This window comes from Microbacterium testaceum (assembly GCF_006539145.1).
Classification (GTDB): Bacteria; Actinomycetota; Actinomycetes; order Actinomycetales; family Microbacteriaceae; genus Microbacterium; species Microbacterium testaceum.
Genome location: NZ_BJML01000002.1, coordinates 256,658 through 268,114, shown reverse-complemented (window position 1 = coordinate 268,114; position 11,457 = coordinate 256,658). Strand labels below are relative to the sequence as shown.

Genomic DNA, 11,457 nt, shown 5'->3' with positions numbered 1-11,457 from the left:
GTTCTCGGCGACGGGCGCCGCATCGCCTGCCCGTCCCCGCACCGAACGGAGCGTCCTGCCCCCATGCGCGTCCATCGTCTTCTCGCCGCCGGCGCCGTCGCCGCGGTCGCCGCGTCGACGTTCGTCACGACCCCCGCGGCTCTCGCCGCGAACGTGCCCGAACCCGGCCTGCACTACACCTTCGACACTCTCAGCGGAACTCTCGGCGCCGGCGCCGCGATTCCCGACACCGGCACCCGCTCGCCTCGGACCGACGGATCCGTCGTGAACGGCGGCATCACGATCGTCCCCGGGGTCACGGGAGCTTCGAGCGACAAGGCCATCCGCCTGTCGGGCGGCCGCAACGACGCCGACGCGGTCGCGTCGTACGTGTCGCTGCCGAACGACATCGTCGCCTCCACCGACGCCGCGCTGACCGTCAGCCTCTGGACGAAGTGGGAGGGTGCCGCCGACGGCGCGTGTCAGCTCGCGTTCGGGCTCGGCCGCTCGACGACGAAGAACGTCCTGGCTTCGACGAGCTGCAACGGCACCTACGGGGCGGTGTCGGACGGCTCGGGGGAGCGTCGCGTCGGGAACGGCAGAGCCGCCCTCCCGGTGGGGCAGTGGGCCAACGTCACCCTCGTCTTCCAGCCGGGTCAGCGCCTGAGCTACTACGTCAACGGTCAGCTCGACGGGGCGGATGCCGACCTCACCGGCATCACGCAGACCATCGACGCCGCACTCGGTCAGAACGGCGTCGGCGGCTACCTCGGGCGCTCCTTCTGGGACGACCCCTTCTACGTCGGAGCGATCGACGACGTCCGCATCTGGAACAGCGCGCTGTCGGCCGACGACATCCGCAGCGTCGGAGCGGACGGATACCGCGCCGTCCTGGCATCGGACTCCGTGTCGCTCGGCGACACCTCGAGCGTCGACCGGGATCTGCAGCTTCCGGCCACCACGGCGGCCGGCTCCTCGATCTCGTGGGCGACGAGCGACGCCGACGTGGTGGCCGCCGACGGCACCGTCACGCGTCCCTCCGCCAGCGCCGGAGACGCGACGGTCCAGCTGACGCCGACCTTCAACCTCGGCGGCCAGACGCGCGTCGCCCCGGCCATCGCGGTGACGGTGCGCGCTCTCTCCGCGACGGAACAGGACGAGGCCGTCCGCCAGGTCGCCGACGCCCTGCCCTCGCAGGCCGGGCTCTCCGGCGACGTGCGCGGTTCGATCACCCTTCCCGACACGGGCGCAGATCTGAAGCGCACGTTCTCGTCGTCGCAGGCCGGCGACGTCGAGATCTCGTGGTCGTCGTCCGACACCGCGGTCATCACCGACAGCGACTCGGGCGTCTCGCCCGACGTCGTGGCGAAGGGCCGCGTCACGCGCGGCGCCGCCGACACGGCGGTGACGCTCACCGCGACCCTCCGCCTCGGGGCGGCAACCCGCACCGTCGAGCTCCCCGTCACCGTTCTCGCCGCGTCCGAGCACACACGCGAAGACGACGAGGCGTACATGTTCGTGTACTTCCGCGACAACACGATCGACGGTGAGAAGATCCGCTTCGCCGTCTCCGAGGGGAACGACGCGCTCAACTGGCGCACGTTGAACAACGCCAATCCCGTCCTCGAATCCACCCAGGGCGACATGGGCCTGCGCGATCCGTTCGTGCTGCGCTCGAAAGAGGGCGACCGGTTCTTCCTCATCGCCACCGACCTGTCGGCCGCGCGCAAGGGCTTCCCGACCGACAACGGCAGCCGCTACCTCGAGATCTGGGAGTCGACCGACCTCGTCAATTGGGGCGAACAGCGTCACATCGAGGTCTCACCTCCCAGCGCGGGCATGACGTGGGCGCCCGAAGCGCACTACGACCCCACCATCGACGCCTACGTCGTGTACTGGTCGTCGCGCCTCTTCCTCGACGACGCGCACACGCAGGAAGACGGCAACGGTCCGCAAATTCTCATGGCCACGACGCGCGACTTCGTGACCTTCACTCCCGCCGTCCCGTACATCAAGTCGGGTGACATCGAGGGGCTGCGCAAGACCAACGCGGGCCTGATCGACACGACGATCATGGAGCGCGACGGCACCTACTACCGCTTCACGAAGGGCACCGAGCAGACCGCCTGCCGCCCCGACATCGTGGCCGAGAAGGGCACCGACCTTCGGGCACCCTCGACCTCGGGGGAGTGGACCAAGTTCGACACGTGCCTCTCGGCCAACGCGGGACTTCCCGAGACCGAAGGGCCCTCGGCCTTCCGATCCAACCCCGGCGACATCAACGGCGACCGCAACTACGTCCTCGTCGACTGGTACGGCGGCGGCGGCTACATCCCGCTCTACACGGACTCGCTCGAAGAGGGGAAGGTCGATTGGAAGGTTCCCGCGAAGTACTCGCTGCCGCCCTCCCCGCGTCACGGCGTCGCTTTCGGCATCACCCGCGAGGAGCGCGACCGCCTCATCGCGAGGTACAACCCCGAGCAGCTCGTGACCTCGGTCGAACCGCTGTCGTACGAGGTGGCCCCGGGCACCAGCTCGGTGGCGTTGCCCTCGACGGTGAAGGCCGGCCGGTCCGCCGGTGCGATCGACGTCGGCGTCACCTGGGAGCAGCAGGACCTCTCTGCCCTGAAAGCCCCCGGTGACAGCGTGCAGATCCGTGGAGCGCTGAACGACGGCTCCGTGACCCCCGCGATCGCCACCGTGACCGCGGGGGGTGGCTCGGTGGCATCCACCTCTCTCTCGATCGGCTACGACTCGCGCGCCCTCGCCGTCGGGGCGAGCACCTCGCTCACCGCGGCGGTGGCGCCCGCGAACGCCGACCAGAGGGTGAGTTGGACCTCGAGCGCCCCGGCGGTCGCATCGGTCGACGGATCAGGTCGGGTGACCGCGGTGTCTGCCGGCACCTCGACCATCACGGCCACGACGACCGACGGTCGCACGGCGACGCTGACGCTGACCGTGGTGACGGCCGAGGCCGACCTGCTGCTGCGCTACAGCTTCGACGGACTGGATGCCACGACCGACGGCTCCCGCGTGACCGACGTCTCGGGGCGCGGGCACGACGCGACGATCCGCGGCACGGGTGCCACGACCGCGGCAGGCGCACGGGATGCGGCCGGGGATTCCGCCCTGTCGTTCCCGGGCGGCCGATCGGGCTCGAACGCGGCCTACGCGACGATCGCGGGAGACGTGGTGCCCGACGGCACGCGTGATCTCACGGTGTCGACGTGGATGAAGTGGGATGGCGGCGCCCCCTGCGAGTGGCCATTGTCGCTCGGCTCGAGCACGACCAACTACCTCTTCACCAGCGCTGACTGCGGGGGCGTGGCCGCCGCGATCAAGTCGGGCTTCACCGAGAACAAGTCGGGCGCGGCGGCCCTGCCCACCGGTACGTGGGCGCAGGTGACCCTGGTGCTCACGGGCAAGAAGACCCTCGCCACGTACGTCAACGGCGCGAAGGTCGCCGAGATCGCCACGATCTTCGACGCCTCCGACCTCGAGGCATCCGGCGGGATCGGTGGCCTACTGGCCAAGTCGCAGTACGGGCAGGACAGCCTGTACGGAGGCGACCTCGACGAGGTGCGGGTCTACGGACGGGCGCTGGATGCCACCGAGGTCGGCACCCTGTTCACGAAGGGAACCCTGGTGACCGAGGTGACTCCTTCGCCGGAGCCGTCTCCCGACCCGTCGACCTCGCCGGACCCGGCGGTCTCTCCCTCGCCGAGCGCCTCCGTGCCCGGCCAGCCTGCGGCATCGCAGAGCCCGTCCGCGGGCCCGACGGCAACGGCGAGTTCGACGCGCGTCGAGCAGGGTGGGTCGTTCACGGTCTCGGTGACGGGGCTCGCGGCGGGCGAGCAGATCAGCGCAGTGCTCAACAGCCAGCCGCTGACGATCACCGGCATCCCGGCCGCGGACGCTCGTGGCGCGGTCACCTTTCGCGTGACGGTTCCCGCCGACTTCGCGATGGGCGCGCACACGCTCGTAATCTCGCGGGCCGACGGCTCCACCCTCTCGCGCCTCGGCGTGCAGGTGGTCGCAGCGGGAACCCTCGCCCGTACCGGCGCTGAGCTGCCCTGGGGCCTCGGCCTGGGCGCGTTCGCGCTGATCGCGGCGGGTGCGGGGCTGGTGGTGCTGCGGCGTCGGTCGCGGGTGAGCTGATCGCTGGTGTGGGCCCCGTCATTCGGGCGGGGCCCACGACCGCTGAGGCTGTATCGGTGCGTGTGCCTCCGCCACCGCGGGGGGAGCTTCGTCCCTAGACTCACGCCATGCTTACTTTTCTCGAGGCCGCGCCTCTTCTTGCGAACATGCAAACCACGGATAACTCCGGATCGACCGTCGGCGGTGCAATCGGCGGTGTCATCGGGTACATCCTGTTCGTCGCTGCGGTCTGGCCACTCTTGAGAAAAGCCGGGCAACCCGCATGGGTGGCGCTGATTCCCGTCGTCGCCGCGTTTTTCATCGTCCGCGCCGCAGGTCTGTCCGCGTGGTGGACGCTGCTCTACCTCATCCCCATCGTCAACATCGTCTTCGCCGTCATCGTCGCCCTACGACTGGGGCGAGCATTCGGCCACGGCGCTCTCTTCTCGATTTTCCTGCTCTGGCTGTTCCCGCTGATCGGATACTTCATCCTCAGCTACTCTCGCGACACCCATAATTCCGCCCGCATCTGAGATCGCCCCACACACTTCGCGACGAGTTCGAATGCGGGCACCTGAAGGAGCTGACCCCGTGATACCTGCGCCCGCTCGAGCGCGGCGTAGAGATCGAGTTCTCCACCTCAGCACCGTTCCGAGTGTCTCTCGCATCCACGTTCTCCTGCCCGAACAAGCGGGGGATGCAACGTGGAACGCCTTCGACGACACGACGGCCAGCGTCCGCGAATGGACACGCTGGGGCATTGCCGTACCCGTTCAGGAGGCCTACGACGCTCAGGCCCAATCCGGGTCAGTGGACGATCAAGGAACAATCAGGCTGCACATGCCATAACGGTCGGTGCGGGGCTGGTGCTGCGGCGTTGGTCGCGGGTGAACTGACTACCTCCCTGAGAGACGCCCTAAGGGAGCTAGCGCGGCGTCCATTGCCACCACCGCGCGTGATGCTCGCCTTCGTCGACGTGGAATTCTCTTCCGCAGATAGTGCACTCGCACTCGTAGGTCACCGGCCACCCCGAACGATCCTGAGTGAGCATTCTCACGTGACCGCGTTCCTCTTCCCTCGTCGGGTCGAAGGCGAGGAGACGCCGGTAGTCGTCGCACCAGCACTTCCATGCGCGGTAGTTCTGCACTTTGTCGAGGGCGTGGACCAGGGCGTCTCTGTTCGAGAAGATCATCCCGCCGAGTTCGATGTTCGCCGTAGCCCGTTCGATGGCGGGAAGCGCGGGACGGAGATGCTCCAGGACGTTCTTGTCCCGCGTCCCGATGATGTCCCACGAGGCCTGCCAGATGCGCTGCGGGTCGCCGGAGAGAAAGTCGGCGAGGGGGTCGGCCATCTCGTCAGACTATGGCGGCGAGCACCCGGTGGGGGAATCCCCCCTCGCGCCCGTCGGCGTTCTGAGATCTCGACGACAACCGCCCCAAGGAACGGGGGCGGGGATGCGACTCCTGAGGCAGGAGCACTCGTACATCGCTCTAGGCGAGTTTCGAGTAACGCTGACGTGGTGGGCCCCGTGGGGCTCGAACCCACGACCCGCGGATTAAAAGTCCGATGCTCTACCGACTGAGCTAGAGGCCCTCGACGACCAGCCTACCGGCCTCGCGGGGGCGTTCGTGCTCACCGCCGACGGCGCGACACGATCCAGAAGAGATACGCGCCGCCCACGACGGCGGTCACGAGGCCCACGGGGATCTGCAGCGGAGCCAGGGCTCGCTGCGCGATCACATCGGCGACCAGCAGCACCGCCGCACCCGTGACGGCCGAGCCGACCAGGGGAATCCCCGTCGCGCCCATGGTCCGTCGGGCGAGCTGGGGTGCCGCGAGGGCGATGAAGCCGATGGGCCCGGCGACGGCCGTCGCCGCCCCCGTCAGAAGGGCGGCGACGACGATCAGCAGCACGCGTACGCGGCCGGTGCGCACCCCGAGGGCCACCGCGGTGTCGTCGCCCAACTCGAGAGCGCGAAAATCGCGGTACACGGCCACGAGAACGAGCGACAGGATGCCGATCGACGCGAACAACAGCGCGACGTCGTCGAACGACGTCGCGGCCAGGCTCCCGTGCAGCCATTGCGTCGCATTGCGCGCGATTTCGAGGGGAGCGCGGGTGAGCAGATAGTCGTTGACCGCCGAGAGCAGGGTCGACAGGGCGATCCCCGCGAGGACGGTCCGCTCTCGCGAGATGCCGACGCTGCGGGCGATGGCCATGACCACCAGGACGGTGAGCAGCCCGCCCATCCACGCACCCGCCGCGGGAGAGGCTGCCGGTGCGAGAAGCGTCAGACCGACGAGCGAACCCGTGGCGGATCCGGCGCTGAATCCAATGATGTCGGGGCTTGCGAGCGGGTTGCGGGCGAGGGTCTGGAACACCGCGCCGGCGAGCCCGAGGGCGGCGCCGATCGCGAGGGCGGCGAGCACTCGCGGCACCCGCAGCCCCACCACCACGACCGTGGTGCGCCCATCGCCCTCTCCGGTGAGAGCGGATGCCACTTGCTCCAGCGACGCGTGGAAGGAGCCCGTCGTGAGGCCCACGACGGCGGCGATCGAAGCCACGACCAGGGTCGTCACGAGGACCAGGGCGTACCGGCGACGCCTCCGGGATCGAGCGGACGTGCGCAGGGGCGTTCCCAGGCTCACGGTGTCTTCGTCTTTCGCAGGATGAGCCACAACAACAGCGGGGCGCCGAGGAAGGCGGCAACGATCCCGGCCTCGACCTCACCCGGAAGAGCGATCACGCGTCCCAGCACGTCGCTCGCCAGGGTCAGGGCGGCGCCCGTGACGGCCGCGAGGGGGAGTGAGACGCGCACGGATCCGCCGACCGCCCCGCGCACGGCGTGCGCCACGAGCAGCCCGATGAAGGCGAGGGGGCCAGCAGCCGAGGTCGCGGCGGCGCAGAGCAGGGTGATCGCGGCGCCGGCGCCGAGCATGATGAGCGCCGGAGAGACGCCGAGTGAGCGGGCCAGGTCGCTTCCGAGCTGCAGCTGATCGAGGCCGCGTGAGACGAGAAGGGCCAGAACGACGCCCGCCACCGCGAACGGGAGGAGTTGCGCGGCCACGTCGGGATCGCGCCGCTCGAACGAGCCGACCGCCCAGAAGCGGAACGACTCGAAGGTGTCATCGTCGACCAGCGTGACGATCCGGACCACGGCGCCGAGACAGGCGCTGAGCGCGACGCCCGCGAGAACCAGGCCGATCGCGTCGTCACGGCGGTCCCCGCGTGCCGCCGCGTGGACGAGCAAGGACGCTCCGGCCGCACCGGCGAACGCGAACCAGACGTATCCACTCGCCGTCGCGACGCCAAAGAACGCGATGGCGACGACCACCCCGAGAGCGGCCCCCGCGTTCACACCGAGCAGGCCCGGGTCGGCGAGAGGGTTTCGCGTGGCGGCCCGCATGAGCACTCCCGCGACGCCGAGGCAGGCCCCGGCGAAGATCGCGGTGAGCGTGCGGGGCAGGCGCAGCTCGTGGACGATGACCCCCGCGGCATCCCGTCGATCGGTGAACAGGGCGCTGAGCACGTCGCCGGGTGCGAGTGCTCGTGAGCCCACGGCGAGGCTCGCGACGATCAGAAGGGCCAGGATGCCGCCGACGGAGAGGACGAGGACGAGAGCCCGCACAGGAAGAGAACGCCGATGTCGCCCCGGAGAAGCCACGCCCGGAATGGTGGGCGAGTGGACATCGAGCACGTAGGTAAGGTTAACCTAAGCGCGTGACTGTCCTTCGTTTCCCGTCCGCTCCCTCCCGTTTTCGTCCCCGACGCGTGCTCGCCACGGGACTCGTCGCCACCGTCCTGGTGCTCGCCGGGTGCTCCGGCGTCGCAGCGGGACCCGCCACCGTCGACGCCGAGTCCGGCTCCACCGGTCAGTGGATCGTCTCGCGCGACCTCGACCCGGGGATGGGCTCGCCCGAGGCCGACGGCGTCTTCCCCCGAGAGGTGGCCCACTACGCGGGAACGACGAAGATCGCGGCCAAGCCCCAGCGCATCGCCGTCGTCTCCACGGGGCAGCTTGACGCTCTTCTCTCGCTCGACCAGGTACCCGTCGCCGCAACCCGCGCCGAGAACAGCGGTCTGGTGCCGCAGTATCTGCGCGACGCGCTGCCCGACAAGGCGGCGGCGCTCGATGCCATGGCCGATATCGGCGAACGCACCGAGCCCGACCTCGAGGCGATCGCGCAGGCCGCCCCCGACCTCATCCTGATCAATTCGACCAGGGGCGCGCAGCTCTACGACGCTCTCTCCGCCATCGCACCGACCGTGGTGACCAAAGGCAACGGCGTCAATTGGAAGAGCGACTTCCTCCTCATCGCCGACGCTCTCGGGGAGGAGGGTGCCGCGCGCGGAGTGCTGGACGGCCTGCAGGATGAGAGCGCTGCCTTCGCCCAGACGCACCCGGCCGGGAAGCCTACGGTCTCGTTCCTGCAATCGACCGGTGACCGCACCCGCATCATGGGACTGCCGTCGTTCGCGGGAGGTATCGCCGAGGATCTCGGCCTGGGGCGCCCGGCGTCGCAGCAGTTCGACGAGACGTCGCAAGAGATCAGTGCCGAGCAGATCGACCTGGCCGACGCGGACCGCGTCTACTACGGCGGAACCGGGAAGGGGCGGAGCTTCATCGAGAGTGCCCCGCTGTGGCCGACCCTCGGCGCGGTGGCGGACAAGCGAACGGTCACCGTCGACTTCGACCCGTGGTTCATGAACGCCGGGCCGATCGCGGCGCGTCTCGTCCAGGAGGAGATCATCCGGACCGTCGGGGACTGAGGAACCCCGCAGACACGAAAGCGAGCGCCGGACCCCCTCGCCTGGGGTCCGGCGCTCGCCGTCAGGATCGGTCGATCATCGACCGTTCGGAAACGCGGGTGACCGCGCGTCCGGGAATTACATGGTGGGGGGCATCAGCACCGAGTCGATGAGGTACACGGTGGCGTTGGCCGTCTGGACGCCACCGCAGATGACGTTGGTCGAGCCGTTGACGGTGATCGCGTCACCCGAGCCGGCGACGGTGACGTCCTGGCCCTCGACCGTGGCGTGCGTGCCATCGATCTCGCTGGGGGTGAGCTGGCCGGGGATCACGTGGTACGTGAGGATCTTGGTCAGCGTGGCGGAGTCGGTCTTGAGTCCGTCGATGGTCGCGGCCGGGATCTTGGCGAACGCGTCGTCGACCGGGGCGAAGACGGTGAACTCGGAGCCGTTCAGCGTGTCGACGAGGTTCACGTCGGGGTTCAGCTGGCCGCTGACGGCCGCGGTGAGCGTCTTCAGCAGCGGGTTGTTCGAGGCGGCGGTGGCCACCGGGTCGGCGGCCATGCCGGCGACCGAACCCGAGCCCGAGGGAACGGCGGCGGCGTAGTCGGCGCAGCCGGGGCCCACGAGGTTGGCGGCGGGGTCCATCGCGCTGGACGACATCGACGGCGATGCCGACATCGAGGGCATCGAGCTCTCGTCGGTGGTCGAGCCGCCCGAGGTGGTGCCACCCGAACATGCGGTGAGGGCGAAAGCCGAGCCCAGAACGAGGGCGAGACCAGCGATAACGGGCTTCTTGTTGGTGAGCATGACATTCCTCCGAAATCATCCGGATCGCGTCTGCGACCCGTTTGGGACACCCCGGTGCGAGGGGCGGTTCGCCGTGGAGCGGCTTACACAGGGTCTTCGAGACCCCCTCGGGATCGGATTGCGAAATGTTGCGGATCCGGGGGTCTGGCGGCATCCATGAGTCGAAAAATACCAGATGAGAGGCGTGTAAATATTCTCCAGAATGTTTTTCGACGTGCACCGCTGTCGGGGTCGGGGCTCGGGTCTGCCAGATAACGGTTTGCTTTATCTACGCCGCCACGCGCGCGCACACGCGTGGGGGCGCGTGAGAGGTAAGCAATGATGGATGCCATGGTGATCGACGGCTTCGACCTTCCCGACGACGGGGTGGAGAACGCCGACTATGTGGGCGGACTCCTGCTGCGCGTGGCCGATGGCGACCGGACGGCTTTCGCAGAGCTGTACGACGCGCTGTCCGCTCGCGCCTTCGGCCTGATCCTGCGTGTGCTCGTCGACCGCTCGCAGAGCGAGGAAGTGCTCCAGGAAGTCTTTCTCGAGATCTGGCAATCCGCTGGGCGCTTCACTCCGAACAGAGGACAGGGAAGATCGTGGGTTCTCACGATCGCTCATCGTCGAGCGGTGGATCGCGTGCGGTCATCGCAGTCGAGTGTCGATCGAGACGTGCGTGCGGGCTTCCGGGATATGGATGTCGCCTACGACGCCGTGTCCGAGAAAGTCGAACTGAAGATGGAAGGGCGGCGCGTCGTCGATGCACTGGCGGCGCTCCCCGACGCCCAGAAGGAAGCACTCACGCTCGCCTATTTCGGCGGATACAGCCAAAGTGAGATCGCGACCCTGGTCGGGGCACCGCTCGGCACGATCAAGACACGAATGCGCGACGGACTGTCGCGCTTGAGAACGGAGATGGGGGTGGACAAGTGAACGAGAGGGATTTCGCCGACCTCGCCGTCGGACACGCGCTCAATGCGCTCTCCGAGGCAGATGAACGCGCGTACCAGGAGGCTTTGGCGGGCAACCCGCACTGGGGCCACCATGTACGCGGTGCCGCTGATGCTGTCGCCGCGATCAGCGCTTCTGTCGAGCCTGTCGAGCCCCCGCCGTCCGTCCGGGCCTCGCTGTTCGCGCGCATCTCCGAGCTGCCGCAGGAGTCAGCCGTCGCGTCCACTTCTGAGTCCTTCCCGCCCGGCGACGACGAGGACTTCGCCGCTGCGGGTGCTGCGCCCGTCGAGCCCGAGCGGGAGACCGTCTCCGTCGGTCCGTCCTCGGCGTCCGGCTCGCGCCCCCGTCGGTGGTTCACCCTGGCCGCATCGCTCGCGGCGGTGTTGATCCTGGGCTTCGGCGCCGTCACGGTGAGCCAGCTCGTCTCGCCGCCGTCGTCGGTCGTCGCGCTCCGTCAGATCGAAGACGCCCCCGACGCGCAGTCGGCGTCGACCACTCTGCCCGACGGCACGGTGGCGACCGCGCACTGGTCGCCCTCGACGGGGCAGAGCGTCCTCGTCACCGACGGGATGCCGGCCCTCGCCGCCGACAAGACGTACGAGCTGTGGTTCGTCCGCGGTGACACCCCGATCGCGGCCGGCACGTTCGAGCCCGATGAGGCGGGCAGGGCCACCGCCGTGTTGAAGGGCGAGATGCACGCGGGCGATGTCATCGCCGTGACGATCGAACCCGCCGGCGGATCGCCTGACGGTACTCCGAGCACCGCCCCCGTCGTCGCCGTCGCCACGGCGTGATCGTTCGCTTCCTGCGGCCGCGCGCGTCCGTGCGGGCGGCCGCAGCGA

At 69.1% G+C, this 11,457-nt stretch carries 9 protein-coding genes and 1 tRNA gene; 5 read left to right on the top strand and 5 right to left on the bottom strand.

The genetic code is table 11. The features are described from left to right. Positions 1 to 63 precede the first annotated feature (63 nt). Positions 64 to 4,137 (top strand): LamG-like jellyroll fold domain-containing protein, encoded by a 4,074-nt coding sequence (locus MTE01_RS05330; RefSeq protein ID WP_141376104.1) that lies wholly within the window; start codon positions 64 to 66, stop codon positions 4,135 to 4,137. A 107-nt stretch (positions 4,138 to 4,244) separates the two neighbouring features. Then, a complete protein-coding gene (locus MTE01_RS05325; protein ID WP_141376102.1) occupies positions 4,245 to 4,649 on the top strand; it encodes a DUF5684 domain-containing protein in 405 nt (134 codons plus the stop codon). 392 nt (positions 4,650 to 5,041) lie between these two features. On the opposite strand, the gene MTE01_RS05320 is transcribed toward MTE01_RS05325, so the two are convergent. From MTE01_RS05320 to MTE01_RS05305, 4 genes are all read right to left on the bottom strand, one after another. After that, a complete protein-coding gene (locus MTE01_RS05320; protein WP_141376100.1) occupies positions 5,042 to 5,467 on the bottom strand; it encodes a hypothetical protein in 426 nt (141 codons plus the stop codon). A 166-nt stretch (positions 5,468 to 5,633) separates the two neighbouring features. Further along, a tRNA-Lys gene (locus MTE01_RS05315) sits at positions 5,634 to 5,709 on the bottom strand. 39 nt (positions 5,710 to 5,748) lie between these two features. Then, the gene (locus tag MTE01_RS05310) at positions 5,749 to 6,765 is read right to left on the bottom strand and encodes a FecCD family ABC transporter permease (RefSeq protein ID WP_170210614.1); all 1,017 of its coding nucleotides are present in this window, start codon (positions 6,763 to 6,765) and stop codon (positions 5,749 to 5,751) included. Then, the gene (locus MTE01_RS05305; protein WP_246077988.1) at positions 6,762 to 7,814 is read right to left on the bottom strand and encodes a FecCD family ABC transporter permease; all 1,053 of its coding nucleotides are present in this window, start codon (positions 7,812 to 7,814) and stop codon (positions 6,762 to 6,764) included. Before MTE01_RS05305 ends, MTE01_RS05310 begins: the two co-directional genes overlap by 4 nt. 23 nt (positions 7,815 to 7,837) lie before the next feature. Here MTE01_RS05305 and MTE01_RS05300 point away from each other — a divergent pair, with 23 nt between their 5' ends. Beyond that, positions 7,838 to 8,887: an iron-siderophore ABC transporter substrate-binding protein gene (locus tag MTE01_RS05300; RefSeq protein WP_246077987.1), complete on the top strand. Its 1,050-nt coding sequence runs from the start codon at positions 7,838 to 7,840 to the stop codon at positions 8,885 to 8,887. Positions 8,888 to 9,004: 117 nt separating this feature from the next. On the opposite strand, the gene MTE01_RS05295 is transcribed toward MTE01_RS05300, so the two are convergent. Then, the gene (locus MTE01_RS05295; protein ID WP_116239103.1) at positions 9,005 to 9,676 is read right to left on the bottom strand and encodes a fasciclin domain-containing protein; all 672 of its coding nucleotides are present in this window, start codon (positions 9,674 to 9,676) and stop codon (positions 9,005 to 9,007) included. A gap of 318 nt (positions 9,677 to 9,994) precedes the next feature. Between MTE01_RS05295 and sigK the strand changes: the two genes are divergently transcribed. Together sigK and MTE01_RS05285 are read left to right on the top strand one after the other, a co-directional pair. After that, positions 9,995 to 10,597 (top strand): ECF RNA polymerase sigma factor SigK, encoded by a 603-nt coding sequence (gene sigK / locus MTE01_RS05290; protein WP_174799645.1) that lies wholly within the window; start codon positions 9,995 to 9,997, stop codon positions 10,595 to 10,597. Further along, the gene (locus MTE01_RS05285) at positions 10,594 to 11,409 is read left to right on the top strand and encodes an anti-sigma factor (protein ID WP_141376096.1); all 816 of its coding nucleotides are present in this window, start codon (positions 10,594 to 10,596) and stop codon (positions 11,407 to 11,409) included. The genes sigK and MTE01_RS05285 overlap by 4 nt, the downstream gene beginning before the upstream one ends. Positions 11,410 to 11,457 lie beyond the last annotated feature (48 nt).

Coding starts and splice junctions, on each gene's coding strand:
- MTE01_RS05330 (WP_141376104.1), top strand. CDS start 64: ATGCGCGTCCATCGTCTTCTCGCCGCCGGCGCCGTCGCCGCGGTCGCC.
- MTE01_RS05325 (WP_141376102.1), top strand. CDS start 4,245: ATGCTTACTTTTCTCGAGGCCGCGCCTCTTCTTGCGAACATGCAAACC.
- MTE01_RS05320 (WP_141376100.1), bottom strand. CDS start 5,467: ATGGCCGACCCCCTCGCCGACTTTCTCTCCGGCGACCCGCAGCGCATC.
- MTE01_RS05295 (WP_116239103.1), bottom strand. CDS start 9,676: ATGCTCACCAACAAGAAGCCCGTTATCGCTGGTCTCGCCCTCGTTCTG.
- sigK (WP_174799645.1), top strand. CDS start 9,995: ATGATGGATGCCATGGTGATCGACGGCTTCGACCTTCCCGACGACGGG.